Annotated in this window: 35 protein-coding genes and 1 pseudogene; 33 read left to right on the forward strand and 3 right to left on the reverse strand. The window is 69.1% G+C overall.

All coding sequences use genetic code 11. From position 1 onward, the window contains the following. Window positions 1-5: 5 nt before the first annotated feature. The 27 genes and pseudogenes from rpsS (at window position 6) to truA (ending at window position 14,744) form a co-directional block, all read left to right on the forward strand. The gene (gene rpsS, locus Sdi02f_RS08190; RefSeq protein WP_003974263.1) at window positions 6-287 is read left to right on the forward strand and encodes a 30S ribosomal protein S19; all 282 of its coding nucleotides are present in this window, start codon (window positions 6-8) and stop codon (window positions 285-287) included. A 42-nt stretch (window positions 288-329) separates the two neighbouring features. Further along, window positions 330-677, forward strand: a complete 348-nt coding sequence (gene rplV, locus Sdi02f_RS08195; protein ID WP_019329637.1) for a 50S ribosomal protein L22 — start codon at window positions 330-332, stop codon at window positions 675-677. Further along, a complete protein-coding gene (rpsC, locus tag Sdi02f_RS08200) occupies window positions 677-1,507 on the forward strand; it encodes a 30S ribosomal protein S3 (RefSeq protein WP_030400226.1) in 831 nt (276 codons plus the stop codon). Before rplV ends, rpsC begins: the two co-directional genes overlap by 1 nt. A gap of 5 nt (window positions 1,508-1,512) precedes the next feature. Next, window positions 1,513-1,932 (forward strand): 50S ribosomal protein L16, encoded by a 420-nt coding sequence (gene rplP, locus Sdi02f_RS08205; protein WP_003974260.1) that lies wholly within the window; start codon window positions 1,513-1,515, stop codon window positions 1,930-1,932. Next, window positions 1,932-2,156, forward strand: coding sequence for a 50S ribosomal protein L29 (rpmC, locus tag Sdi02f_RS08210; protein ID WP_003974259.1), 225 nt, complete (start codon window positions 1,932-1,934; stop codon window positions 2,154-2,156). Before rplP ends, rpmC begins: the two co-directional genes overlap by 1 nt. Then, window positions 2,156-2,443 (forward strand): 30S ribosomal protein S17, encoded by a 288-nt coding sequence (gene rpsQ / locus Sdi02f_RS08215; RefSeq protein WP_003974258.1) that lies wholly within the window; start codon window positions 2,156-2,158, stop codon window positions 2,441-2,443. Before rpmC ends, rpsQ begins: the two co-directional genes overlap by 1 nt. A 107-nt stretch (window positions 2,444-2,550) precedes the next feature. Further along, window positions 2,551-2,919, forward strand: a complete 369-nt coding sequence (gene rplN, locus Sdi02f_RS08220; RefSeq protein ID WP_003974257.1) for a 50S ribosomal protein L14 — start codon at window positions 2,551-2,553, stop codon at window positions 2,917-2,919. Window positions 2,920-2,921: 2 nt separating this feature from the next. Further along, window positions 2,922-3,245 (forward strand): 50S ribosomal protein L24, encoded by a 324-nt coding sequence (gene rplX / locus Sdi02f_RS08225; protein WP_003992365.1) that lies wholly within the window; start codon window positions 2,922-2,924, stop codon window positions 3,243-3,245. Then, window positions 3,245-3,802 carry a 50S ribosomal protein L5 gene (gene rplE, locus Sdi02f_RS08230; RefSeq protein ID WP_003974255.1) on the forward strand — a complete coding sequence of 186 codons (558 nt, stop codon included), beginning with the start codon at window positions 3,245-3,247 and terminating at the stop codon, window positions 3,800-3,802. Before rplX ends, rplE begins: the two co-directional genes overlap by 1 nt. A gap of 5 nt (window positions 3,803-3,807) precedes the next feature. Then, window positions 3,808-3,993 carry a type Z 30S ribosomal protein S14 gene (locus Sdi02f_RS08235; RefSeq protein ID WP_003948630.1) on the forward strand — a complete coding sequence of 62 codons (186 nt, stop codon included), beginning with the start codon at window positions 3,808-3,810 and terminating at the stop codon, window positions 3,991-3,993. Between the two features lie 209 nt (window positions 3,994-4,202). Further along, a complete protein-coding gene (gene rpsH / locus Sdi02f_RS08245) occupies window positions 4,203-4,601 on the forward strand; it encodes a 30S ribosomal protein S8 (protein ID WP_026248232.1) in 399 nt (132 codons plus the stop codon). 24 nt (window positions 4,602-4,625) lie between these two features. After that, a complete protein-coding gene (gene rplF / locus Sdi02f_RS08250; RefSeq protein ID WP_030400227.1) occupies window positions 4,626-5,165 on the forward strand; it encodes a 50S ribosomal protein L6 in 540 nt (179 codons plus the stop codon). A 3-nt stretch (window positions 5,166-5,168) separates the two neighbouring features. After that, window positions 5,169-5,552 carry a 50S ribosomal protein L18 gene (gene rplR / locus Sdi02f_RS08255; protein ID WP_030400228.1) on the forward strand — a complete coding sequence of 128 codons (384 nt, stop codon included), beginning with the start codon at window positions 5,169-5,171 and terminating at the stop codon, window positions 5,550-5,552. 43 nt (window positions 5,553-5,595) lie between these two features. Next, the gene (gene rpsE / locus Sdi02f_RS08260) at window positions 5,596-6,201 is read left to right on the forward strand and encodes a 30S ribosomal protein S5 (protein WP_003974251.1); all 606 of its coding nucleotides are present in this window, start codon (window positions 5,596-5,598) and stop codon (window positions 6,199-6,201) included. A 2-nt stretch (window positions 6,202-6,203) separates the two neighbouring features. Beyond that, complete coding sequence (gene rpmD, locus Sdi02f_RS08265) at window positions 6,204-6,386, forward strand: 50S ribosomal protein L30 (protein WP_003974250.1); 183 nt, start codon at window positions 6,204-6,206, stop codon at window positions 6,384-6,386. A 2-nt stretch (window positions 6,387-6,388) separates the two neighbouring features. Then, window positions 6,389-6,844 carry a 50S ribosomal protein L15 gene (gene rplO / locus Sdi02f_RS08270; RefSeq protein WP_030400229.1) on the forward strand — a complete coding sequence of 152 codons (456 nt, stop codon included), beginning with the start codon at window positions 6,389-6,391 and terminating at the stop codon, window positions 6,842-6,844. A 256-nt stretch (window positions 6,845-7,100) separates the two neighbouring features. Further along, window positions 7,101-8,414, forward strand: a complete 1,314-nt coding sequence (secY, locus tag Sdi02f_RS08275; protein WP_030400230.1) for a preprotein translocase subunit SecY — start codon at window positions 7,101-7,103, stop codon at window positions 8,412-8,414. Continuing rightward, window positions 8,414-9,067, forward strand: coding sequence for an adenylate kinase (locus tag Sdi02f_RS08280; RefSeq protein ID WP_030400231.1), 654 nt, complete (start codon window positions 8,414-8,416; stop codon window positions 9,065-9,067). The genes secY and Sdi02f_RS08280 overlap by 1 nt, the downstream gene beginning before the upstream one ends. A gap of 147 nt (window positions 9,068-9,214) precedes the next feature. Next, on the forward strand, window positions 9,215-10,051 hold the full coding sequence (map, locus tag Sdi02f_RS08285; protein ID WP_030400232.1) for a type I methionyl aminopeptidase: 837 nt from the start codon (window positions 9,215-9,217) through the stop codon (window positions 10,049-10,051). A gap of 104 nt (window positions 10,052-10,155) precedes the next feature. Then, window positions 10,156-10,314, forward strand: a pseudogene (locus tag Sdi02f_RS08290) (type I methionyl aminopeptidase); the annotation flags it as partial. Between the two features lie 145 nt (window positions 10,315-10,459). After that, window positions 10,460-10,681 carry a translation initiation factor IF-1 gene (infA, locus tag Sdi02f_RS08295; RefSeq protein ID WP_003948620.1) on the forward strand — a complete coding sequence of 74 codons (222 nt, stop codon included), beginning with the start codon at window positions 10,460-10,462 and terminating at the stop codon, window positions 10,679-10,681. 68 nt (window positions 10,682-10,749) lie between these two features. Further along, the gene (gene rpmJ, locus Sdi02f_RS08300) at window positions 10,750-10,863 is read left to right on the forward strand and encodes a 50S ribosomal protein L36 (protein WP_003974245.1); all 114 of its coding nucleotides are present in this window, start codon (window positions 10,750-10,752) and stop codon (window positions 10,861-10,863) included. A 188-nt stretch (window positions 10,864-11,051) separates the two neighbouring features. Beyond that, window positions 11,052-11,432: a 30S ribosomal protein S13 gene (gene rpsM / locus Sdi02f_RS08305; protein WP_004984507.1), complete on the forward strand. Its 381-nt coding sequence runs from the start codon at window positions 11,052-11,054 to the stop codon at window positions 11,430-11,432. A 66-nt stretch (window positions 11,433-11,498) separates the two neighbouring features. Continuing rightward, complete coding sequence (gene rpsK, locus Sdi02f_RS08310) at window positions 11,499-11,903, forward strand: 30S ribosomal protein S11 (RefSeq protein WP_007443997.1); 405 nt, start codon at window positions 11,499-11,501, stop codon at window positions 11,901-11,903. A gap of 122 nt (window positions 11,904-12,025) precedes the next feature. After that, complete coding sequence (locus Sdi02f_RS08315; protein WP_004946635.1) at window positions 12,026-13,048, forward strand: DNA-directed RNA polymerase subunit alpha; 1,023 nt, start codon at window positions 12,026-12,028, stop codon at window positions 13,046-13,048. Window positions 13,049-13,238: 190 nt separating this feature from the next. Next, entirely contained in the window at window positions 13,239-13,745 is a 507-nt protein-coding gene (gene rplQ, locus Sdi02f_RS08320) for a 50S ribosomal protein L17 (protein ID WP_030400233.1), read from the forward strand. 144 nt (window positions 13,746-13,889) lie between these two features. Beyond that, on the forward strand, window positions 13,890-14,744 hold the full coding sequence (truA, locus tag Sdi02f_RS08325; protein ID WP_031083272.1) for a tRNA pseudouridine(38-40) synthase TruA: 855 nt from the start codon (window positions 13,890-13,892) through the stop codon (window positions 14,742-14,744). Window positions 14,745-14,753: 9 nt separating this feature from the next. On the opposite strand, the gene Sdi02f_RS08330 is transcribed toward truA, so the two are convergent. After that, complete coding sequence (locus Sdi02f_RS08330; protein WP_031083269.1) at window positions 14,754-15,656, reverse strand: hypothetical protein; 903 nt, start codon at window positions 15,654-15,656, stop codon at window positions 14,754-14,756. Window positions 15,657-15,730: 74 nt separating this feature from the next. Here Sdi02f_RS08330 and Sdi02f_RS08335 point away from each other — a divergent pair, with 74 nt between their 5' ends. From Sdi02f_RS08335 to glmM, 4 genes are all read left to right on the forward strand, one after another. Further along, window positions 15,731-16,936: a glycosyltransferase family 87 protein gene (locus Sdi02f_RS08335; RefSeq protein WP_234341978.1), complete on the forward strand. Its 1,206-nt coding sequence runs from the start codon at window positions 15,731-15,733 to the stop codon at window positions 16,934-16,936. 207 nt (window positions 16,937-17,143) lie between these two features. Beyond that, a complete protein-coding gene (rplM, locus tag Sdi02f_RS08340) occupies window positions 17,144-17,587 on the forward strand; it encodes a 50S ribosomal protein L13 (RefSeq protein ID WP_019329618.1) in 444 nt (147 codons plus the stop codon). A gap of 41 nt (window positions 17,588-17,628) precedes the next feature. Then, entirely contained in the window at window positions 17,629-18,141 is a 513-nt protein-coding gene (gene rpsI / locus Sdi02f_RS08345) for a 30S ribosomal protein S9 (protein ID WP_030400237.1), read from the forward strand. 235 nt (window positions 18,142-18,376) lie between these two features. Then, window positions 18,377-19,735 (forward strand): phosphoglucosamine mutase, encoded by a 1,359-nt coding sequence (gene glmM, locus Sdi02f_RS08350; protein ID WP_030400238.1) that lies wholly within the window; start codon window positions 18,377-18,379, stop codon window positions 19,733-19,735. Between the two features lie 108 nt (window positions 19,736-19,843). Here the strand turns inward: glmM and Sdi02f_RS08355 are convergent, their stop codons facing one another. Further along, window positions 19,844-20,785 (reverse strand): DUF389 domain-containing protein, encoded by a 942-nt coding sequence (locus Sdi02f_RS08355; protein ID WP_108933019.1) that lies wholly within the window; start codon window positions 20,783-20,785, stop codon window positions 19,844-19,846. 32 nt (window positions 20,786-20,817) lie between these two features. After that, complete coding sequence (gene coaA, locus Sdi02f_RS08360) at window positions 20,818-21,807, reverse strand: type I pantothenate kinase (RefSeq protein WP_030400240.1); 990 nt, start codon at window positions 21,805-21,807, stop codon at window positions 20,818-20,820. A gap of 287 nt (window positions 21,808-22,094) precedes the next feature. On the opposite strand from coaA, the gene Sdi02f_RS08365 reads away from it, so the two are divergent. Then, on the forward strand, window positions 22,095-22,901 hold the full coding sequence (locus Sdi02f_RS08365; protein ID WP_031185286.1) for a hypothetical protein: 807 nt from the start codon (window positions 22,095-22,097) through the stop codon (window positions 22,899-22,901). A gap of 113 nt (window positions 22,902-23,014) precedes the next feature. Next, window positions 23,015-24,862 carry a glutamine--fructose-6-phosphate transaminase (isomerizing) gene (gene glmS / locus Sdi02f_RS08370; protein WP_031083263.1) on the forward strand — a complete coding sequence of 616 codons (1,848 nt, stop codon included), beginning with the start codon at window positions 23,015-23,017 and terminating at the stop codon, window positions 24,860-24,862. Window positions 24,863-24,879 lie beyond the last annotated feature (17 nt).

Raw genomic sequence — 24,879 nt, forward strand, 5'->3', positions numbered from 1 at the left:
TTGAGATGCCTCGTAGCTTGAAGAAGGGACCCTTCGTCGACGACCACCTGATCAAGAAGGTGGACACGCAGAACGAAGCCGGTACCAAGAACGTCATCAAGACCTGGTCCCGTCGCTCGATGATCGTCCCGGCGATGCTCGGCCACACGATCGCGGTGCACAACGGCAAGACCCACATCCCGGTGTTTGTCACCGAGTCCATGGTCGGCCACAAGCTCGGCGAGTTCTCGCCGACGCGCACCTTCCGGGGTCACGTCAAGGACGACCGGAAGTCGAAGCGCCGCTAACAGCGGGGTGGAATGACCATGACAAACACTGAAGGGACAACCATGGAAGCCAGGGCCCAGGCGCGGTACATCCGCGTCACGCCCATGAAGGCCCGCCGCGTGGTGGACCTCATCCGTGGCATGGATGCCACGGAGGCTCAGGCGGTCCTGCGTTTCGCCCCGCAGGCCGCGAGCGTGCCGGTCGGCAAGGTGCTGGACAGCGCCATCGCCAACGCCGCGCACAACTACGACCACACCGACGCCGACAGCCTCTACATCTCCGAGGCGTACGTCGACGAGGGCCCGACCCTGAAGCGGTTCCGTCCGCGCGCCCAGGGCCGCGCCTACCGGATCCGCAAGCGGACCAGCCACATCACCGTGGTCGTCAGCAGCAAGGAAGGAACCCGGTAATGGGCCAGAAGGTAAACCCGCACGGGTTCCGGCTCGGTGTCACGACCGACTTCAAGTCGCGTTGGTACGCCGACAAGCTGTACAAGGACTACGTCAAGGAAGACGTCGCCATCCGTCGGATGCTGACGTCCGGCATGGAGCGCGCCGGCATCTCCAAGGTCGAGATCGAGCGCACCCGTGACCGCGTCCGCGTGGACATCCACACGGCTCGTCCGGGCATCGTCATCGGCCGCCGCGGTGCGGAGGCCGACAAGATCCGCGGTCAGCTCGAGAAGCTCACCGGCAAGCAGGTCCAGCTGAACATCCTCGAGGTCAAGAGCCCCGAGACCGACGCCCAGCTGGTGGCCCAGGCCGTCGCCGAGCAGCTCTCCTCCCGCGTCTCCTTCCGTCGCGCCATGCGCAAGAGCATGCAGGGCACGATGAAGGCCGGCGCCAAGGGCATCAAGATCCAGTGCGGTGGCCGCCTCGGTGGCGCCGAGATGTCCCGCTCGGAGTTCTACCGCGAGGGCCGTGTGCCCCTGCACACGCTCCGCGCGAACGTGGACTACGGCTTCTTCGAGGCCAAGACGACCTTCGGCCGCATCGGCGTGAAGGTCTGGATCTACAAGGGCGACGTCAAGAACATCGCCGAGGTCCGCGCCGAGAACGCCGCCGCCCGCGCCGGCAACCGTCCGGCCCGTGGCGGCAGCGACCGCCCGGCCCGCGGTGGCCGCGGTGGCGAGCGTCGTGGGCGCAAGCCGCAGCAGCAGTCGGCTCCGGCCGCCGAGGCCCCCAAGGCCGAGGCGCCCGCCGCTGCCGCTCCGGCTGAGAGCACCGGAACGGAGGCCTGACCGTCATGCTGATCCCCCGTAGGGTCAAGCACCGCAAGCAGCACCACCCCAAGCGCCGCGGCATGGCCAAGGGCGGTACGCAGGTTGCGTTCGGCGAGTACGGCATCCAGGCCCTCACGCCGGCGTACGTGACCAACCGCCAGATCGAGGCCGCCCGTATCGCGATGACCCGCCACATCAAGCGTGGCGGCAAGGTCTGGATCAACATCTACCCGGACCGCCCGCTCACGAAGAAGCCGGCCGAGACCCGCATGGGTTCCGGTAAGGGTTCTCCCGAGTGGTGGATCGCGAACGTGCACCCGGGCCGGGTCATGTTCGAGCTGTCCTACCCCAACGAGAAGATCGCCCGTGAGGCGCTGACCCGTGCGGCCCACAAGCTGCCGATGAAGTGCCGGATCGTCAAGCGCGAGGCAGGTGAAGCGTGATGTCGGCCGGTACCAAGGCGTCCGAGCTGCGCGAGCTGGGCAACGAGGAGCTTCTGGCGAAGCTCCGCGAGGCCAAGGAAGAGCTGTTCAACCTCCGCTTCCAGGCGGCGACGGGTCAGCTCGAGAACCACGGTCGGCTCAAGGCCGTCCGTAAGGACATCGCGCGGATCTACACCCTGATGCGTGAGCGCGAGCTGGGCATCGAGACGGTGGAGAGCGCCTGATGAGCGAGAGCAACGTGACTGAAGAGACGAAGGCCGCGCGCGGCTTCCGCAAGACCCGCCAGGGTCTGGTCGTCAGCGACAAGATGGACAAGACCGTCGTCGTCGCCGTCGAGGACCGCGTGACCCACGCCCTGTACGGCAAGGTCATCCGCCGTACCGAGAAGCTCAAGGCGCACGACGAGCAGAACGCCGCGGGTGTCGGCGACCGCGTCCTCCTCATGGAGACCCGGCCGCTCTCCGCGACGAAGCGCTGGCGCGTCGTCGAGGTCCTCGAGAAGGCCAAGTAAGAAATCTCCTGCGGGGCATTCCTCGCAGGACAGTTCCGCCAGGCTCCGGGAGTCGTTCACCCAGGTGACCGACTCCCGGGGAACCGGCAGACATTCAGGAGATAGACGTGATCCAGCAGGAGTCGCGGCTGCGTGTCGCCGACAACACGGGTGCGAAGGAAATCCTGACCATCCGTGTGCTCGGTGGCTCGGGCCGCCGCTACGCGGGTATCGGTGACGTCATCGTCGCCACCGTCAAGGACGCGATCCCCGGTGGCAACGTGAAGAAGGGTGACGTCGTCAAGGCGGTCATCGTTCGCACCGTCAAGGAGCGCCGCCGTCCGGACGGCTCGTACATCCGCTTCGACGAGAACGCCGCCGTCATTCTGAAGAACGACGGCGACCCTCGTGGCACCCGTATCTTCGGCCCGGTGGGCCGTGAGCTGCGCGAGAAGAAGTTCATGAAGATCATCTCCCTCGCGCCGGAGGTGCTGTGAGCATGAAGATCAAGAAGGGCGACCTGGTCCAGGTCATCACCGGCAAGGACAAGGGCAAGCAGGGCAAGGTCATCGCGGCCTTCCCCCGTGAGGACCGTGTCCTGGTCGAGGGTGTCAACCGGGTCAAGAAGCACACCAAGGCCGGGCCGACCGCTCGCGGTTCGCAGGCCGGCGGCATCGTGACCACCGAGGCCCCGATCCACGTCTCCAACGTCCAGCTGGTCGTGGAGAAGGACGGCAACAAGGTCGTCACGCGCGTCGGTTACCGCTTCGACGACGAGGGCAACAAGATCCGCGTTGCCAAGCGGACGGGTGAGGACATCTGATGGCTACCACCACCACTCCGCGTCTCAAGACGAAGTACCGCGAGGAGATCGCGGGCAAGCTGCGTGAGGAGTTCTCCTACGAGAACGTCATGCAGATCCCCGGCCTCGTGAAGATCGTGGTCAACATGGGTGTCGGCGACGCCGCCCGTGACTCGAAGCTGATCGAGGGCGCGATCCGCGACCTGACCACCATCACCGGTCAGAAGCCGGCCGTCACCAAGGCCCGCAAGTCCATCGCGCAGTTCAAGCTGCGTGAGGGTCAGCCGATCGGTGCCCACGTCACGCTCCGTGGCGACCGCATGTGGGAGTTCCTGGACCGCACCCTGTCGCTCGCGCTGCCGCGCATCCGCGACTTCCGCGGTCTGTCCCCCAAGCAGTTCGACGGCCGTGGCAACTACACCTTCGGTCTCACCGAGCAGGTCATGTTCCACGAGATCGACCAGGACAAGATCGACCGCACCCGGGGTATGGACATCACCGTGGTGACCACGGCGACCAACGACGCTGAGGGCCGCGCGCTCCTCCGTCACCTCGGCTTCCCCTTCAAGGAGGCGTGAGCGAGATGGCGAAGAAGGCTCTGATTGCCAAGGCTGCTCGCAAGCCCAAGTTCGGTGTCCGCGGCTACACGCGCTGCCAGCGCTGCGGCCGTCCGCACTCCGTCTACCGCAAGTTCGGCCTGTGCCGCGTGTGCCTTCGTGAGATGGCTCACCGTGGCGAGCTGCCGGGCGTGACCAAGAGCTCCTGGTAATCCGGTAATTCCGGGTTATTCAGACTCTCGGTAAGCATCTGGGTCGGCAGAGGCCCGCCCTCGCATGCCTTAGGCTTGCGGGGTTGGGCGTCTGCCGCCCGTACGACTTACTACGCCGTAGGTCCACCGCGCCGCACCCGTCCCGTCTCGGATCGGGGAGAGGGATGGCGCACCAGGAAACCCCGGCGAGAGAGGCCGAAGGCCAATTCATGACCATGACTGATCCGATCGCAGACATGCTTACGCGTCTGCGGAACGCGAACTCGGCGTACCACGACTCCGTGACGATGCCGGCGTCCAAGATCAAGTCTCACATCGCGGAGATCCTCCAGCAGGAGGGCTTCATCACGGGCTGGAAGACCGAGGACGCCGAGGTCGGCAAGAACCTCGTCCTCGAGCTGAAGTTCGGCCCGAACCGTGAGCGCTCCATCGCGGGCATCAAGCGGATCTCCAAGCCCGGTCTCCGGGTGTACGCGAAGTCCACCAACCTGCCCAAGGTGCTGGGCGGCCTCGGCGTGGCGATCATCTCCACGTCGCACGGGCTCCTCACCGACAAGCAGGCCGGCAAGAAGGGCGTAGGCGGAGAAGTCCTCGCCTACGTCTGGTAACGGAAGGGAACGGAGGAAACAGCTATGTCGCGCATCGGCAAGCTCCCCATCGCGGTTCCCGCCGGCGTGGACGTCACCATCGACGGCCGTACGGTCTCGGTCAAGGGCCCCAAGGGCTCGCTGACCCACACCGTCGTGGCGCCGATCGACATCGCCAAGGGTGAGGACGGCGTGCTGAACGTCACCCGCCCCAACGACGAGCGTCAGAGCAAGGCCCTGCACGGCCTGTCCCGCACGCTGGTGGCGAACATGATCACCGGCGTGACCCAGGGTTACGTGAAGAAGCTCGAGATCAGCGGTGTCGGTTACCGCGTTGTCGCCAAGGGCTCGAACCTGGAGTTCTCCCTGGGCTACAGCCACCCGATCACGGTCGAGGCTCCCGAGGGCATCACCTTCAAGGTGGAGAACCCGACCCACTTCTCGGTCGAGGGCATCGACAAGCAGAAGGTCGGCGAGGTTGCGGCCAACATCCGCAAGCTGCGCAAGCCCGACCCGTACAAGGCCAAGGGCGTCAAGTACGAGGGCGAAGTCATCCGCCGCAAGGTCGGAAAGGCGGGTAAGTAAGCCATGGCATACGGACAGAAGATCCTCAAGGGCGACGCCTACAAGCGCGCCGCGATCAAGCGCCGTCACATCCGGATTCGCAAGAATCTCTCGGGTACGGCGGAGCGTCCCCGTCTGGTCGTTACCCGCTCGAACCGCCACATCGTGGCCCAGGTGATCGACGACCTCAAGGGTCACACCCTTGCGTCGGCGTCCACGCTGGACACCTCGATCCGTGGTGGCGAGGCCGACAAGTCCGCGCAGGCCAAGCAGGTCGGCGCCCTGGTCGCCGAGCGCGCCAGGGCCGCCGGCATCGAGGCCGTCGTGTTCGACCGTGGTGGCAACCAGTACGCCGGGCGCATCGCCGCCCTGGCGGACGCCGCCCGCGAAGCCGGTCTGAAGTTCTGAGCCGGTTCCGTAACGCTAGCGGAAACAGAGAGAGGTAATTCCAATGGCTGGACCCCAGCGCCGCGGCAGCGGTGCCGGTGGCGGCGAGCGGCGGGACCGGAAGGGCCGTGACGGTGGCGCAGGTGCCGCCGAGAAGACCGCTTACGTTGAGCGCGTCGTCGCGATCAACCGCGTCGCCAAGGTTGTGAAGGGTGGTCGTCGCTTCAGCTTCACCGCGCTGGTCGTGGTGGGCGACGGTGACGGCACCGTGGGTGTCGGATACGGCAAGGCCAAGGAGGTGCCGGCCGCCATCGCCAAGGGCGTTGAGGAGGCCAAGAAGCACTTCTTCAAGGTCCCCCGCATCCAGGGCACCATCCCGCACCCCATCCAGGGTGAGAAGGCTGCCGGCGTCGTGCTGCTCAAGCCCGCGTCCCCCGGTACCGGTGTGATCGCCGGTGGTCCGGTGCGCGCCGTGCTCGAGTGCGCCGGTATCCACGACGTGCTGTCGAAGTCGCTCGGCTCCGACAACCAGATCAACATCGTGCACGCGACCGTGGAGGCCCTCAAGGGCCTGCAGCGTCCCGAGGAGATCGCGGCCCGCCGTGGTCTGCCGCTCGAGGACGTCGCCCCCGCGGCTCTTCTCCGTGCGCGTGCCGGGGCGGGTGCGTAATCATGGCGCAGCTCAAGATTACGCAGGTCAAGTCCTACATCGGCAGCAAGCAGAACCACCGTGACACCCTGCGTTCCCTCGGTCTCAAGGGGATCAACACGCAGGTCGTCAAGGAGGACCGCCCCGAGTTCCGCGGCATGGTGCACACCGTCCGCCACCTCGTGACGGTCGAGGAGGTCGACTGATCATGGCGGAGCAGAACCCGCTCAAGATCCACAACCTCCGTCCCGCCCCGGGCGCCAAGACCGCCAAGACCCGTGTCGGTCGTGGTGAGGCGTCGAAGGGTAAGACGGCCGGTCGTGGTACCAAGGGCACGAAGGCCCGTTACCAGGTTCCGGAGCGCTTCGAGGGTGGCCAGATGCCCCTCCACATGCGTCTCCCGAAGCTGAAGGGCTTCAAGAACCCGTTCAAGACCGAGTTCCAGGTCGTGAACCTCGACAAGCTGGCCGCGCTGTACCCCGAGGGTGGCGAGGTCACCGTCGAGGGTCTCGTGGCCAAGGGTGCCGTTCGCAAGAACAGCCTCGTCAAGGTCCTCGGCCAGGGCGAGGTCTCCGTGGCGCTGCAGGTGACGGTCGACGCCGTCTCCGGCTCCGCCAAGGAGAAGATCACCGCCGCCGGCGGTACCGTCACCGAGCTCGTCTGAACCTTTCAGGCGCCTCGATGACTTGAGCGATCCCGACCGGGGATGCCCCACAAAAGGGGTATCCCCGGTTGGTCGTTCCAAGGGGAGTACTCCCGCCGGTAAGGTGGCCTGCGCTGCCCTCTTTCCCGGGTGTCTCGCATGAGGCACTCTGGGCGGCGGTCCAGCGTTAGTCACTTAGCCGTCCACTTATCAGTCGTCAGTCGAACCTCAAGACCGTCACCCTTGACGCAGTAGCGCGGGGGTCGCAGGAGGCACCGTGCTCACCGCGTTCGCCCGGGCGTTCAAGACGCCCGACCTGCGCAAGAAGCTGCTCTTCACGCTCGGCATCATCGTGGTGTACCGGCTCGGTACCCACATTCCCATTCCAGGCGTCGACTACAAGAACGTCCAGGAGTGCGTGGACCAGGCGTCCGGCAACCAGGGTCTCTTCGGCCTGGTCAACATGTTCAGCGGTGGCGCCCTGCTGCAGATCACGGTCTTCGCGCTCGGCATCATGCCGTACATCACGGCGAGCATCATTCTGCAGCTCCTGACCGTCGTGATCCCGCGTCTGGAAGCCCTCAAGAAGGAGGGCCAGGCCGGCACGGCGAAGATCACGCAGTACACCCGTTACCTGACCGTCGCGCTCGCCATCCTCCAGGGCACCGGCCTGGTGGCCACCGCCCGCAGCGGCGCCCTGTTCTCCGGCTGCACCGTCGCCGGACAGATCGTGCCCGACCAGGCGATCTTCACGACCGTCGTCATGGTGATCACCATGACCGCCGGTACGGCCGTCGTCATGTGGCTCGGCGAGCTGATCACCGACCGCGGCATCGGCAACGGCATGTCGATCCTGATGTTCATCTCGATCGCCGCGACCTTCCCCTCCGCCCTGTGGGCCATCAAGAAGCAGGGCGACCTGGCGGGCGGCTGGATCGAGTTCGGCACCGTCATCCTCGTCGGCCTGGTCATGGTCGGCCTGGTGGTCTTCGTGGAGCAGGCCCAGCGCCGCATCCCGGTGCAGTACGCCAAGCGCATGATCGGCCGCCGCTCCTACGGCGGAACCTCGACGTACATCCCGCTCAAGGTGAACCAGGCGGGTGTCATCCCCGTCATCTTCGCCTCGTCGCTGCTCTACATTCCGGCGCTGATCGTCCAGTTCTCCGGCTCGACCGCGGGCTGGGCCACCTGGATCCAGAAGAACCTCGCCGACACGGCCGCGACGCCGCACATCATTCTGTACTTCCTCCTGATCGTGTTCTTCGCCTTCTTCTACGTGGCGATCTCGTTCAACCCCGAGGAAGTCGCGGACAACATGAAGAAGTATGGTGGCTTCATCCCGGGCATCCGGGCTGGCCGACCGACCGCTGAGTATCTGAGCTACGTACTCAACCGGATCACCTGGCCGGGTTCGCTGTACTTGGGTCTGATCGCTCTCGTCCCGACAATGGCGTTGGCTGGTTTCGGGGCAAACCAGAACTTCCCGTTCGGCGGCACCAGCATCCTGATCATCGTGGGTGTCGGTCTCGAGACGGTGAAGCAGATCGAGAGCCAGCTCCAGCAGCGCAATTACGAAGGGTTCCTCCGCTGATGCGAATCGTCCTCGTCGGGCCTCCGGGTGCCGGAAAGGGAACGCAGGCCACCCGCCTTGCCGAGACGCTGCACATTCCGCACATCTCGACGGGCGACCTGTTCCGCGCGAACATCAGCCAGCAGACCGAACTGGGCAAGCTCGCGAAGTCCTACATGGACGCCGGCAATCTCGTGCCGGACGAGGTCACCATCGCCATGGCGAAGGACCGCATGGAGCAGCCCGACGCCGAGGGCGGCTTCCTGCTGGACGGTTTCCCGCGCAACGTCTCCCAGGCCGAGGCACTGGACGAACTGCTCGAGACCGAGGACATGAAGCTCGACGCGGTGCTGGACCTGGAGGCCCCGGAGGACGAGGTCGTCAAGCGCATCGCCGGACGGCGCGTCTGCCGCAACGACTCGGCCCACGTCTTCCACGTGACGTACACCCCGCCGAAGCAGGAAGGCGTCTGCGACGTCTGCGGCGGCGAGCTGTACCAGCGGGACGACGACTCCGAGGAGACGGTCCGCAAGCGGCTGGAGGTCTACCACACGCAGACCGAGCCGATCATCGACTACTACAAGTCGCAGGGCCTGGTCGCCACCATCGCGGCGACGGGCCCCGTGGACGAGGTCACCCGCCGTGCGCTGGAGGCGCTCAAGCGCGACCAGTAGTACTCCGCCCGGCGTGCAGCCGCGGTCCCCGGCTCAGGGGGCCGCGGCTGTGTCGTGGGGCGGCACGGCTCCGCCCCGTATCGTGGGAACCGTTCCCCGCCCGCCCCTCCTCACCGGTCCGTCCCGTCCAGAAAGGCCGCAGCCCCCATGGTGCAGATCAAGAACCCCGAGCAGATCGCCAAGATGCGCGAGGCGGGGCTGGTCGTCGCCGCCATCCACGCGGCCACCCGCGAGGCGGCCGTCCCCGGCGCGACCACGAAGGACCTGGACCAGGTCGCCCGCAAGGTCCTCGCGGAGCACGGCGCCAAGCCCAACTTCCTCGGCTACGGCGGCTTCCCCGCCACGATCTGCACCTCGGTGAACGAGGTCGTCGTCCACGGCATCCCCTCCGACGACGTCGTCCTCAAGGACGGCGACGTCATCTCGATCGACTGCGGCGCGATCATCGACGGCTGGCACGGCGACGCCGCCTACACGGCCTTCGTCGGCTCCGGCCACTCCCCGGAGCTGATCGAGCTGTCCCGGGTGACCGAGGAGTCCATGTGGGCCGGGATCGCGGCCATGAAGCAGGGCAACCGCCTGGTGGACGTCTCCCGCGCCATCGAGACCTACATCCGCCGCCAGCCCAAGCCCGGCGGCGGCAAGTACGGGATCATCGAGGACTACGGCGGCCACGGCATCGGCACCGAGATGCACATGGACCCGCACCTGCTGAACTACGTCGACCGCAAGCGCGGCAAGGGGCCCAAGCTCGTCCCCGGCTTCTGCCTCGCCATCGAGCCGATGGTCTCCCTCGGCACCCCCCGCACCAAGGTCCTGTCCGACGACTGGACCGTGATCACCACCGACGGCACCTGGTCCTCCCACTGGGAGCACTCGGTGGCCCTGACGGAGCAGGGCCCGTTGGTGCTGACGGCTCCCGACGGCGGCAGGGCGAAGCTGGCGGAGCTGGGGATCACGGCGGCGCCGGACCCGCTGGCGTGACGCGAGCCCGCGCCGCGACCGCCGGTCGGAGGCCGGCGCGGCCGCTCGAAGCTTGTGAGGCGCCCCTGGCGCCGAGCCCGCGAGAGGGGCGTGAAGGACTGGTCGACTGGACCGTGATCACCACCGACGGCACCTGGTCCTCCCACTGGGAGCACTCGGTGGCCCTGACGGAGCAGGGCCCGTTGGTGCTGACGGCTCCCGACGGCGGCAGGGCGAAGCCGGCGGAGCCGGGGATCACGGCGGCGCCGGACCCGCTCGCATAACGATCTCGCATCCGGGGCAGACTTCCTCGTTTCGCCTTTCCGGGTTTGCTGACGTAGACTGACTCGTCGGCTCACGTGTGCCTGCATGTCTTGAGGTGCGTCGCACACGGAAGCCGATCAAGGTAGTCGATTCGAAGGGCGAAGCGTGGCCAAGAAGCAAGGTGCCATCGAGATCGAGGGCACTGTCGTCGAGTCTCTTCCGAACGCCATGTTCAAGGTCGAGCTCCAGAACGGCCACCAGGTCCTGGCACACATCAGCGGCAAGATGCGCATGCACTACATCCGCATCCTCCCTGACGACCGGGTCGTGGTGGAGCTGTCTCCGTACGACCTGACGCGTGGCCGGATCGTCTACCGGTACAAGTAGATCTTGCCCACGTCCCGCGTGCCCCGCGCGCGGGTCCGCCGGCAACTGACCCGGAGAACCTCACACCCATGAAGGTCAAGCCGAGCGTCAAGAAGATCTGCGACAAGTGCAGGGTGATCCGCCGTCACGGTCGGGTCATGGTCATCTGCGACAACCCGCGCCACAAGCAGCGCCAGGGCTGACGCCTGACCGTTCCCTCCGCGATTCGCATGACTTCGCGCGACGCGAGCTGAATATGTTCATACGCAGGGCCCGGGCGAGCGATCGCCTGACACCCCCGGTTCGGAGGCCGGGGACCCAGTTCGTACCTGGTACGGCGGCTGGGAGCCGGTCCTGTGGAAGACCTCCGACAATCAACTGGAGCCATTGAATGGCACGCGTTTCCGGTGTTGACATCCCGCGCGAAAAGCGCGTGGAGATCGCCCTCACCTACGTGTTCGGCATCGGCCGGACCCTCTCGCAGCAGACGCTCGCCGCGACCGGCGTGGACCCGAACACCCGTGTTCGTGACCTCTCCGAGGAGCAGCTCGTCGCGATCCGCGAGTACGTCGACAACAACATCAAGACCGAGGGTGACCTCCGTCGCGAGATCCAGGCCGACATCCGCCGCAAGGTCGAGATCGGTACCTACCAGGGTCTCCGTCACCGTCGCGGTCTGCCCGTCCGCGGTCAGCGCACCAGCACCAACGCTCGCACCCGCAAGGGCCCGCGTCGCGCCATCGCCGGCAAGAAGAAGCCGGGCAAGAAGTAGTCCGCAGCGGACTCGCCGTCCAGCGGTCTTCGCTGTAGGACCGACCACCTCCCGTAGGAGAACGACATGCCCCCCAAGGGACGTCAGGGCGCGACCAAGAAGGTGCGCCGCAAGGAAAAGAAGAACGTCGCTCACGGCCACGCGCACATCAAGAGCACGTTCAACAACACGATCGTGTCCATCACGGACCCGACCGGCAACGTGATCTCCTGGGCCTCCGCCGGCCACGTCGGCTTCAAGGGCTCCCGGAAGTCCACGCCGTTCGCCGCGCAGATGGCCGCCGAGTCGGCTGCCCGCCGCGCGCAGGAGCACGGCATGCGCAAGGTCGACGTGTTCGTCAAGGGCCCGGGTTCCGGTCGTGAGACCGCCATCCGCTCCCTGCAGGCGACCGGCCTCGAGGTCGGCTCCATCCAGGACGTCACGCCCACCCCGCACAACGGCTGCCGTCCGCCGAAGCGCCGTCGCGTCTGATCTCGCTTCAGCGCTTCACCAGGGTTTCCGGGCGGTACGGCTCCATCGGGCCGTATCGCCCGTACCCTTGCAGTACTGGTCGGGCGTCAAATAGCGGGCGCCCCTGACTGAAGGATCACCACATGCTGATCGCTCAGCGTCCCTCGTTGACCGAAGAGGTCGTCGACGAGTTCCGCTCCCGGTTCGTCATCGAGCCGCTGGAGCCGGGCTTCGGCTACACCCTCGGCAACTCCCTCCGCCGGACCCTCCTGTCCTCGATCCCGGGTGCGGCGGTCACGTCGATCCGCATCGACGGTGTCCTGCACGAGTTCACCACCGTGCCGGGCGTCAAGGAGGACGTCACCGACCTGATCCTCAACATCAAGCAGCTCGTGGTCTCCTCGGAGCACGACGAGCCGGTCGTGATGTACCTGCGCAAGCAGGGCCCGGGTCTGGTCACCGCCGCCGACATCGCGCCCCCGGCCGGTGTCGAGGTGCACAACCCCGACCTCGTCCTGGCCACGCTCAACGCCAAGGGCAAGCTGGAGATGGAGCTGACCGTCGAGCGCGGTCGCGGCTACGTCTCCGCCGTGCAGAACAAGCAGGTCGGTCAGGAGATCGGGCGCATCCCGGTCGACTCGATCTACTCGCCGGTTCTCAAGGTCACCTACAAGGTCGAGGCCACGCGTGTCGAGCAGCGCACCGACTTCGACAAGCTGATCGTCGACGTCGAGACCAAGCAGGCGATGCGTCCCCGCGACGCCATGGCCTCCGCGGGCAAGACGCTGGTCGAGCTGTTCGGTCTCGCCCGCGAGCTGAACATCGACGCCGAGGGCATCGACATGGGTCCGTCCCCGACGGACGCCGCGCTCGCTGCGGACCTGGCTCTTCCGATCGAGGAGCTGGAGCTGACCGTCCGGTCGTACAACTGCCTCAAGCGCGAGGGCATCCACTCCGTGGGTGAGCTGGTCGCGCGCTCCGAGGCGGACCTGCTCGACATCCGCAACTTCGGTGCGAAGTCCATCGACGAGGTCAAGGCCAAGCTCGCGGGTATGGGGCTGGCGCTGAAGGACTCGCCTCCCGGGTTCGACCCGACCGCCGCCGCCGACGCGTTCGGCGCGGACGACGACGCGGACGCGGGCTTCGTGGAGACCGAGCAGTACTGAGCGCTCGGGTTCACGGTTCGTTTTCGGCTGCCGGCCGGCTGTGGCCGGTCGCGCAGTTCCCCGCGCCCCTTCGGGCGGGGACCCTCCGGGGCGTGTGAAAAGACGCCCCGGATCTCCGACAGGCGGCCGCCTGCTCGGATACTGACCTCGGTACCTGATACGGCCGGGGCAGACACCTAGGAGAAACACCATGCCGAAGCCCACCAAGGGTGCCCGTCTGGGCGGCAGCGCCGCGCACGAGAAGCTGCTCCTCGCCAACCTGGCGAAGAGCCTCTTCGAGCACGGCCGCATCACCACCACCGAGGCGAAGGCGCGCAAGCTGCGTCCGTACGCCGAGCGTCTGGTCACCAAGGCGAAGAAGGGCGACCTTCACAACCGCCGTCAGGTGCTCCAGGTGATCACGGACAAGAGCGTCGTCCACACGCTCTTCACCGAGATCGGCCCGCGCTACGAGAACCGTCCCGGTGGCTACACCCGGATCACCAAGATCGGCAACCGCCGTGGCGACAACGCGCCCATGGCCGTCATCGAGCTGGTCGAGGCGCTGACCGTGGCGCAGCAGGCCACCGGCGAGGCCGAGGCCGCGACGAAGCGTGCCGCCAAGGACGCGGAGGGCTCCGCCGAGGCTTCCGAGGCCAAGGTCGACACGACCAAGGCCGACGACGAGGCCGCGGCCGAGGAGTCCAAGGACGCGTAAGCGTCTGCCGGGGGCCGTGCGACGGCGGCTGCGGCTTCGTCGTGGCTAGTCGCACAGTTCCCCGCGCCCCTGAAAGCAGGGCGTTGGCGGGCCCGTTCCTTTCCAGGAGCGGGCCCGCTTTCGTGTGGGTGAGAGGATTTCTGGGTGAGTGACGAAGTGCAGCCCGGTCATGTCCGTATCCGTCTCGATCTCTCGTACGACGGGAGCGAGTTCTCCGGGTGGGCCAAGCAGGCCGGGGGCAGGCGGACCGTGCAGGGGGAGGTCGAGGACGCGCTGCGGACGGTGACCCGGTCGCGGGAGACGTACGAGCTGACGGTCGCCGGCCGGACCGACGCCGGCGTGCACGCGCGGGGGCAGGTGGCGCACGTCGATCTGCCGCGCGAGGTGTGGGCCGAGCATCACGTGAAGCTGCTCAAGCGGCTCGCGGGGCGGCTGCCCAAGGACGTGCGGGTGTGGGCGCTCCGTGAGGCGCCGAGCGGCTTCAACGCGCGGTTCTCCGCGGTCTGGCGGCGCTACGCCTACCGCGTCACGGACAACCCCGGCGGCGTCGACCCGCTGCTGCGCGGGCACGTGCTGTGGCACGACTGGCCCCTCGACGTGGACGCCATGAACGAGGCCGCCCGCGGACTGCTGGGCGAGCACGACTTCGCCGCCTACTGCAAGAAGCGGGAGGGGGCCACCACCATCCGGACGCTGCAGGAGCTGAGTCTGGTGCGGGGCGAGGACGGGATCGTCACGGCGACCGTGCGGGCCGACGCCTTCTGCCACAACATGGTGCGCTCGCTGATCGGGGCGCTGCTGTTCGTCGGCGACGGGCACCGCGGCCCCGACTGGCCGGCGAAGGTGCTGGCCGCGGGCGTACGGGACTCCGCGGTGCACGTCGTACGGCCGCACGGGCTGACGCTGGAGGAGGTCGGCTACCCGGCCGACGAGCTGCTGGCGGCCCGGAACAAGGAAGCGCGCAACAAGCGGTCGCTGCCCGGGGCCGGCTGCTGCTGAGGGGGAGCGTCAGCCCTCCGCCGCCGCCGACGCCTGGGCCTCGCCGCGGCGGCGGATCTGCCGGAAGGCGAACTCGGCCAGGTCGTCACCGGCCCGGAAGACGCCGGTGGACTTCTCCGTGACGTCCTTGCCGTCCGTGAAACCCGCGACGGTGAAGTAGGCGTACCGGCCGTAGGAGTTGGTGGTGGAGCGGCAGACGGCGCCGGTGCAGAAGGACGTGACGCCGCCTCCGGACAGCGAGCGCACGATGCTCTTCTTGTCGGCTTCCTTCTTCGCCTTCTCGGCCTGGGCCTCGGTGTCGAAGACGGCCACGCCGACCGTCACGGCGGTGTCGCCCTTGGTGTAGGTCACGCGGAGCAGGCGTGTGCACTCGTTGGTGTCGAGGACCTTCGGCAGGGTGCCCTGGGCGGCGGAGCCGCAGGTGCGGGTGTCGGCCGTCGGGCCCTTCTTGTACACCGTCTCGCCCATGGTCAGTTGGGTGCCGGGGAAGAGCAGGTCCGGGCCGAGCGGGGCCTTGTCCTTCTCGGCGCTGGAGACGAAGTCCTTCGGGTCCAGCGGCGGCGGGGCGCTGGTCGGGGCGAAGGACGGCCGGGTGGCCGTGGCGCTCGGTATGTCCGCCGTCGAGGGGAGCTGCGAGGAGGGGCTGTCGGAGGCCTGGCCGGAGCCGTTCGCCGAGACGACGGCCACGGCGACGGCCCCGGCTATCGCCACGGTGGCCAGCGCGCCGCCGCCGATGAACAGCAGCCGGCGCCGCTTGGCGCGGGCCTCGGAGGCCTCGGCGAGGGCGGCCCAGTCCGGCGTGCCGTCACTGTTCCCGCTGTTCCACGGCTGCTGCGACTGCTGCGGCTGCTGCTGCGATTGCGGTGTCCAGGGATCCCACTGCGACTGAGGTCCCCCCTGCCCAAAGCTCATGGGCGGCATCTTAGACGGGCCGATGGGCGTGCTGGTGCGCGTACTTGGGGGCCCCAGGCCCTAGCGTTCCGTGCATGCGGACGGGCAAAAGCGACATCTCCGGGTGGTTGGTGCGGCCGGCGGGAGGGCACCTGTGGGCGGTCCTCGTGACGGTGCTGGCGGCCTCGGCCGCGCACGCGGCGCGGACCGTCCCGGGCGGCGGAATGGACAACGCGATCGTCGTACGGGCCGCCCGCACCTGGCTGGCCGGCGGTTCCCCGTACGACGACCCGCACTTCCTCTACCTGCCGAGCGCCGTCCTGGCCGCCGTGCCGCAGGCGCTGCTGCCCGGGGCGGTGCTGCGGGTGCTGGTGCCGTGCGCGGTGACCGTCCTGCTGGCGCTGGCCTGGGCCTGCGCGCTGCTCCTGCACCGGGTGCCGCTCGGCAGCCGGCTCGCGGCCCTCGGGCTGACCGGGCTGGCGCTGGGCTTCGCGCCGTTCGGGCACCTGGTGCTGCTCGGCAACTGGACCGTGACGGCGACGGTGGCGCTGCCGCTGGCCCTGCTGCTGGCGAGCCGGGGGCGCTGGACGGGCGCGGGGGCCGTCATCGGGGCGGCCGTGGCGCTCAAGCCGCTGCTCGCGCCGGTCGTCCTGCTCTTCCTCTTCGCCGGGCGCCGGCGGGCGCTGATGGCGGCCGTCCTGGTGCCCGCGCTGGCCTCCGGGGCGGCGGCGCTGGCGATGCCCGACCCGGCGGGCTTCTTCACCCGCACCCTGCCCTTCCTGCTGCACGGCGACGACGGCTTCGTACGGCTCTACGAGGCGTCCCCGGCGGCCGTGCTGCCCCGGCTCGGGGTGCCGCCGGCGCTCGCGCAGGGGCTGGCGGCGGTGGCGGCCTGCGCCGGGGTGCTGTGCGCGTACCGGCGCTGGCGGCGGGCCGACCCCGGCCCGCTGCGGCTCGCGGAGACCGGCGCGGGGCTGATGCTCTCGGCCTTCCTCGTCTCCCGGCCGTCCTACGACCACTACCTCCTGGTCGCCCTGCCGCTGCTGCTCGCCGGGCTGCCGTACGCCGGGTCGGTGGCCCGCGGGGTGTGGTTCTGGATCGCGCTGGTGCCCCAGGTACCCGGGCTGACCTGGCCCTGGCTGGAGTCGGAACGGCGCCGGGCCTTCCGGGACGCGTTCACGCTGTGCGTCCTGGCGGTGACGGTCGCCCGGCAGGCCCTGACCGGTCCGGGGGACGCCGGGGGGCGCGTGCCGCCGGGGCGGGCGCCGGAGCCGGAGCGTGCCCCGGCGGCACCGTTTTGACCGGCCCGGCGGGGCCCGGGTATCCTTCCCAGTCGTATGTGTATTGGCTTGCTCATTCTCACGTGAGGGGCCCTTACACCGGTCCACCGGGACCGATGACCAGCGACCAGCACGCGGTTTGCGTCACCGCAGTGCGGTCAGGGCTGTCGTGATCGTCTTCGGTGACCATGTCAGGACCACTCACTGAAGAAGCGAAGGCTACGAACCGTGCGTACGTACAGCCCCAAGCCCGGCGATGTGACGCGCCAGTGGCACGTCATCGACGCTCAGGACGTCGTCCTGGGTCGTCTCGCCACCACCGCCGCCACCCTGCTGCGCGGCAAGCACAAGCCGATCTACGCGCCGCACGTCGACGCTGGTGACTTCGTCATCATCATCAACGCCGACAAGGTGCACCTCTCCGGCAACAAGCGGACCCAGAAGATGGCCTACCGCCACTCCGGCTACCCGGGCGGTCTGCGCTCCGTGCGCTACGACGAGCTCCTGGACAAGAACCCGGAGAAGGCCATCGAGAAGGCCGTCAAGGGCATGCTCCCGAAGAACTCCCTGGGCCGTCAGATGCTCTCGAAGCTGAAGGTCTACAAGGGTGACCAGCACCCGCACGGCGCGCAGCAGCCGCAGCCGTTCGAGATCACCCAGGTCGCGCAGTAAGTCCGGCCACCCCCAAGACTGAAGAGAATCTGAGGAGCATCGTGGCCGAGACCACTGCCGAGCAGCCGCTCGAAGAGCTTGACATCGACAGCTACACCACCGAGTCCGAGGTCCCCGTCGAGGGCGAGTACACCTCGGAGTCCCTGGCCTCCGCGTTCGGCGAGCCCCAGCCGGCCGCCGGCCTGGGCCGTCGCAAGAACGCCATCGCCCGTGTCCGGATCGTCCCGGGCACCGGCAAGTGGAAGATCAACGGCCGCACCCTCGAGGACTACTTCCCGAACAAGGTGCACCAGCAGGAAGTCAACGAGCCCTTCAAGGTGCTCGAGCTCGAGGGCCGTTACGACGTCATCGCCCGCATCGCCGGTGGCGGTGTCTCCGGCCAGGCCGGTGCGCTCCGTCTCGGTGTCGCCCGCGCCCTGAACGAGGCCGACGTCGACAACAACCGCGGCCCGCTCAAGAAGGCCGGCTTCCTGACCCGTGACGACCGCGCGGTCGAGCGGAAGAAGGCCGGTCTGAAGAAGGCCCGCAAGGCTCCGCAGTACAGCAAGCGCTAAGCCGTACCGGCTGGTCCGGCTGTACTCCGAACGCCCCGGCGGCACGCCACTGTGCTGCCGGGGCATTCGTTTATCCCTGCCGTTGGGCGTATAACGGCACAAGACGTTCTAAGGCTTATGTGATCGATGGTCGGGTGCTGCACGCCCGGGCCTTCGGGAGCCGACTGCGCGGGCCGCTGCGTGGGCCGCATCATCGCCAGCCGCTTCCGGAATTGACGTTTCCTCAGGAGGACAAGTGGGACGACTCTTCGGCACGGACGGCGTGCGCGGCGTCGCCAACGCGGATCTGACGGCCGAGCTGGCGCTGGGCCTCTCCGTCGCCGCGGCGCACGTACTGGCCGAGGCGGGCACCTTCGCCGGGCACCGGGCGACCGCGGTGGTCGGCCGGGATCCGCGCGCCTCCGGGGAGTTCCTGGAGGCCGCGGTGGTCGCGGGCCTGGCCAGCGCCGGTGTGGACGTGCTGCGGGTCGGCGTGCTGCCGACGCCCGCGGTCGCCCACCTCACCGGCGCGCTCGGCGCCGACCTCGGCGTGATGCTGTCCGCCAGCCACAACGCCATGCCCGACAACGGCATCAAGTTCTTCGCCCGCGGCGGCCACAAGCTCGCCGACGAGCTGGAGGACCGCATCGAGGCCGTCTACGCCGAGCACCGCACCGGTGCCCCCTGGGACCGTCCGACCGGTGCCGGCGTCGGCCGCGTCCGGGACTACGACGAGGGGCTCGACCAGTACGTCGCCCACCTCGTCGGCGTGCTCCCCAACCGCCTCGACGGACTGAAGATCGTCCTCGACGAGGCGCACGGCGCGGCCTCCCGGGTCTCCCCGGAGGCGTTCGCGCGGGCCGGTGCCGAGCTGGTCACCATCGGCGCGGTGCCCGACGGCCTCAACATCAACGACGGCTGCGGCTCCACCCACCTCGACCTGCTCAAGGCCGCCGTCGTCGAGCACGGCGCCGACCTCGGCATCGCCCACGACGGCGACGCGGACCGCTGCCTGGCCGTGGACCACACCGGTGCGGAGGTCGACGGCGACCAGATCCTCGCCGTGCTCGCCCTCGCGATGCGGGAGCGGGAGGCGCTGCGCTCGGACACCGTCGTCGCGACGGTCATGTCCAACCTGGGCTTCAAGCTCGCCATGGAGCGCGAGGGCATCCGGTTCGTGGCGACCTCGGTCGGCGACCGGTACGTCCTGGAGGAGATGAAGGAGCACGGCTACGCCCTGGGCGGCGAGCAGTCCGGGCACGTCATCATCCTCGACCACGCCACCACCGGCGACGGCACGCTGACCGGCCTGATGCTGGCGGCGCGGGTCGCGCAGACCGGCCGTACGCTGCGGGACCTCGCGTCGGTGATGGAGCGGCTGCCGCAGGTGCTGGTGAACGTGCCGGACGTGGACAAGTCGCGGGTGACGAGCTCGGCCGAGCTGGCCACGGCGGTGGCCGAGGCGGAGCGGGCGTTGGGCAGCACCGGGCGGGTGCTGTTGCGTCCCTCGGGGACGGAGCCGTTGGTCCGGGTGATGGTGGAGGCGGCGGACATCGAGCAGGCGCGGTCCGTGGCGGGCCGGCTGGCCGATGCGGTGAAGTCCGCGCTGGGGTAGGCCCGCGGTGGCGGGCCGGGGCGGGGGCCCGTGCGATGCGGGCCGCGGCGTCGTCGTGGCCCGTCGCGCCGCGCGGCAAGGCCGCGGACCGGCGGAGCCCCGCGCCCCTCAGGTGGGTTTGCTCATCCGGCCCCGCTGGGTTGACCACAGGGCCTTCTGGGTCAGCAGGGTCAACGTCCCGGCGACCACGATGCCCGCCAGGTTGAGGACGAGCTGTTCGGTGGAGCCCACCGTCTGTTTCATGTCGCCGAAGCTCAGGGCCACCGCCGCGTTCGCGGCCGCCGGGACCGTGGTCACCGAGATGGCGACGCCCACCAGGGCGCCGGACTTCGCCGAGGTCAGGGAGAGCGTGCCCGCGATGCCGGCGAGGATCGCCACCACGAAGGAGAAGGCGTCCGGTGCGTAGACGAAGCCGGTGTTGGGCCGGTCGCCCTCCAGCCGGCCCTCGCTGAACAGGCCGAACCGGCTCATGATCCAACTGAATCCCACTGTCACCGCCATCGCCACCGCGAAGCCCACCAGCAGGGCGATCAGCGACCGCAGGGCGAGGCGCGGGGCCCGCTGGACGATCGCCGTGCAGACGCCGGCGAGCGGGCCGAACTCGGGGCCGACCGCCATCGCGCCCACGATCAGGATCGCGTTGTCGAGGACCACGCCGCAGGCCGCGATCATCGTGGCCAGGGTGATGAAGGCGACGTAGGTGACGGAGAGGGTCGACTCCTCGTGGGTCGCCTCCTCCAACTGCTCCCACAGCACGGCGTCGGCGGCCTCGCCGGGCGCGTCCCGCTCGGCCTGGTCGGCGCGGGAGGACAGCGACAGGTCGATGTTCTCGGCGGTGACGGCGCCGCAGTCGGGGATGTCCAACGCCCGCAGGCGGTTGATGAGTTCGTCGCCCGCCTCACGGGCGACGTCGCACATGACGACGTCGCCCTCGGGTTCGCGGGCGACGCCCGGCAGCACCACGAGGTGGGTGGTGCCGACCGTCCCGTCGATCAGGCGGACCACCTCGTCGGTCCGGTCGGCCGGGGTGATCAGGCGCAGATGCAGCATCCGGTATTTCTACAGGCCGCGGACGGCGGGCGTCACAGCTTGCGCAGGCTCAGGCGCTGCACCTTGTGGTCGGGTCCCTTGCGCACCACCAGGGTGGCCCGGCCCCGGGTGGGGGCCACGTTCTCCACCAGGTTGGGCTTGTTGATGGTGCGCCAGGTGGTGCGGGCGTAGTCGAGGGCCTCCTCCTCCGAGACCTGCGTGTACTTGCGGAAGTACGAGGAGGGGTTCTGGAAGGCGGTGGCGCGCAGCTTGCGGAAGCGGTTGAGGTACCAGCGCTCGATGTCCTCGGTGCGCGCGTCGACGTACACGCTGAAGTCGAAGTAGTCGGCCAGACCGACCCTGGTGCGGCCGTCCTTGCCGGGCAGCGCGGGCTGGAGCACGTTGAGTCCCTCGACGATCAGGATGTCGGGGCGGCGGACGACGAGCCGCTGGTCCGGGACGATGTCGTAGATCAGGTGGGAGTAGACCGGCGCGGTCACCTCGGCCTTGCCCGCCTTGATGTCGGCGACGAACCGGGTCAGCGCCCGGCGGTCGTACGACTCGGGGAAACCTTTCCGCGACATCAGGCCCCGTGCCTCCAGCTCCCGCGTCGGCAGCAGGAAGCCGTCGGTCGTCACCAGTTCCACGCGCGGGTGCTCGGGCCAGCGGGACAGCAGCGCCTGGAGCAGACGGGCGACCGTGGACTTGCCCACCGCGACCGAGCCGGCCACCCCTATGACGAAGGGGGTGCCGGACTGGGAGCCCTGCTCGCCGAGGAAGGTGTTGAGCGCGCCGCGCAGACCGTCGGTGGCGCCGACGTAGAGGTTGAGCAGCCGGGAGAGCGGGAGGTAGATGTCCCGCACCTCGTCGAGGTCGATGACGTCGCCGAGGCCGCGCAGCTTCTCGACCTCCTCGGCGGTCAGCGGCAGCGGCGTCTTGTCGCGCAACGCGCTCCACTCGGAACGGGTGAGGTCGACGTAGGGAGTCGCCTCCGGCCGATGCCGGTGGGCGCTCCGGGGGATCGAAGAGACCGGAGAGATCACAGTCCATTGTTAACGGAGTACGAACGGGGCGGCAGGTGGGCTGTGTCACGTCGCACGGCCCGACGAGGCCGGTGAGCCCTGAGGGCCCGTCGGAGCCCGCCGAGATCACGGTCGGGTTTCGGGTGGCCTGTTTTCGATCGTACGTGCGATTGCCGTGAGTATCGTGCGGTCGAAGTCGACCGGAATCCCACGCCGGTCGTGACGCGATGCGTCAGACTCCGACGCGATCGGACGTCTTCCGACGCAACCGCCTCCCCTTCCGCGCATCCCGACGAAAGAGTGCCGCCGTGAGTCCGACCGTTGTCCGCCGTACCGCCCTCGCCGCCTCGGCCGCCGTCCTGGCGCTGCTCGCCACCGCGTGCGGCGGCTCCTCCGACGACGACGGCGCGGCCGGCGACGGCGAGGCGAAGGCGGAGCGGTCCGCCCCGGCGGGCGACGCCGGCCAGTCCGCCCCGGCGGGCGACGCGCCGACCGCCGCCGACCTGGAGAAGGCCGCCCTCGCGCCGGCCGACGTCAAGAACGGCGAGGTCACCACCAAGGTCCCGGCGAAGGACGACGTCGCCAAGGATCAGGTCTCGGCGGACGACGCGGCCTGTCTGCCCCTCGCCCTCGCCCAGTCCGCGGTGGCCCAGGGCGAGCCGGCGGCGAGCGTGAAGCGTTCCTGGCAGGGCCAGACGGAGGCGCCCTCCGACAGCAAGGGCCCGGACGGCCAGGACATGACCACCGTCAACGTCGACAAGATCATGCTGAACCTCGCCTCCTACGCGGACGGCGGCGCCGAGCAGGCGCTGAAGGGGCTGAGCACCGCCGCCGAGAAGTGCTCCGGGGGCTTCGTCGCGTCGGCGGGCGGCGACAAGCTGAAGATCACCGAGGTCGGCACGGCCACCGCCCCCGAGGGCGGGGACGAGGCGGTCGCCGTCAACCTCGGCGTGGACGTCGGCAAGGACGCCGACGGGCTGATGAAGCTGGTCGTGGTCCGCAAGGGCGCCACCCTGGTCACCTTCAGCGCCGTCAACCTCTCCTCGATGATGACCGGCGCGGAGTTCGAGGTCCCCGCGGAGGTCGTCGACGCGCAGGTCGCCAAGCTCGGCTGACGCCCGGGAGACCGCGGACGGCGTTCGTACCCCGGTGGGAATTTCCGAATTCGGGCACAGAAAGCCCTTTTCTGGATCGCTTCGCGGCCGATCTTGCTCGTAGGCTGCCGCCTATGTGCGGAATCGTGGGATACGTAGGGCCTCAGTCGGCACTCGACGTCGTGATGGCCGGACTGAAGCGGCTCGAGTACCGGGGGTACGACTCGGCGGGTGTCGCCGTGCTCGCGGACGGCGGTCTGGCCACCGCCAAGCGGGCCGGCAAGCTCGTCAACCTCGACAAGGAACTGTCCGAACACCCGCTGCCGTCCGCCGCCACCGGCATCGGCCACACCCGCTGGGCCACCCACGGCGGGCCCACCGACGCCAACGCCCACCCGCACCTCGACAACGCGGGCCGGGTCGCCGTGGTCCACAACGGCATCATCGAGAACTTCGCGCCGTTGCGGGCCGAGCTGGAGGAGCGCGGCCACGCGTTGGGCTCGGAGACCGACACCGAGGTCGTCGCCCATCTGCTCGCCGAGGAGTACTCGTCCTGCGCCGACCTCGCCGAGGCGATGCGGCTGGTGTGCCGGCGGCTGGAGGGCGCGTTCACGCTGGTCGCGGTCCACGCGGACGCGCCGGACGTGGTGGTGGGCGCCCGCCGCAACTCGCCGCTCGTGGTGGGGGTGGGGGAGGGCGAGTACTTCCTGGCCTCGGACGTCGCGGCCTTCATCGCGCACACCCGCGACGCCGTCGAGCTGGGCCAGGACCAGGTCGTGGAGCTGCGCCGGGACGGCGTGAGCGTCACCGGCTTCGACGGCACCCCGGCGGACGTCCGCTCGTACCACGTCGACTGGGACGCCTCGGCCGCCGAGAAGGCCGGTTACGCCTCCTTCATGCTCAAGGAGATCGCCGAGCAGCCCAAGGCCGTCGCCGACACCCTCCTCGGCCGCATCGACGGCTCCGGCACGCTGAGCCTGGACGAGGTCCGCATCCCCGCCGCCGTGCTCCGCGAGGTCGACAAGGTCGTCGTCGTCGCCTGCGGTACGGCCTTCCACGCCGGGCTGATCGCCAAGTACGCCATCGAGCACTGGACGCGGATCCCCTGCGAGGTGGAGCTGGCCAGCGAGTTCCGCTACCGCGACCCGATCCTCGACCAGCGGACCCTGGTCGTCGCGATCTCCCAGTCCGGCGAGACCATGGACACCCTCATGGCCCTGCGCCACGCCCGTGAACAGGGCGCCCGGGTCCTCGCCATCTGCAACACCAACGGCTCGACGATCCCCCGCGAGTCCGACGCCGTGCTCTACACCCACGCCGGCCCCGAGGTCGCCGTCGCCTCCACCAAGGCCTTCCTGACCCAGCTCGTCGCCTGCTACCTGGTCGCCCTCTACCTGGGCCAGGTGCGCGGCACCAAGTACGGCGACGAGATCCGCGACGTCGTCCGCGACCTGTCCGGCATCTCCGGCGCGGTCGAACGGGTGCTGACGACCATGGACCCCGTACGGGAACTGGCCCGCTCCCTCGCGCACAAGAACACGGTGCTCTTCCTCGGCCGGCACGTCGGCCACCCCGTCGCCCTCGAAGGCGCCCTCAAGCTGAAGGAGCTGGCGTACATGCACGCCGAGGGCTTCGCGGCGGGCGAGCTGAAGCACGGGCCGATCGCGCTGATCGAGGACGACCTGCCGGTCGTGGTCGTGGTGCCGTCCCCGCGCGGACGGTCGGTCCTCCACGACAAGATCGTGTCCAACATCCAGGAGATCCGCGCCCGCGGCGCCCGCACCATCGTCATCGCCGAGGAGGGCGACGAGGCGGTCGTCCCCTACGCCGACCACCTCGTCCGCGTCCCGGCCACCCCGACCCTGCTCCAGCCGCTGGTGGCCACGGTGCCGCTGCAGGTCTTCGCCTGCGAACTGGCGACCGCCCGGGGCAACGAGGTGGACCAGCCGCGCAACCTCGCCAAGTCGGTGACGGTGGAGTAGCCCGCGCCCGGGCCCCG

Origin of the sequence: Streptomyces ardesiacus (genome assembly GCF_003112575.1) — a bacterium.
GTDB classification, from domain to species: Bacteria; Actinomycetota; Actinomycetes; order Streptomycetales; family Streptomycetaceae; genus Streptomyces; species Streptomyces ardesiacus.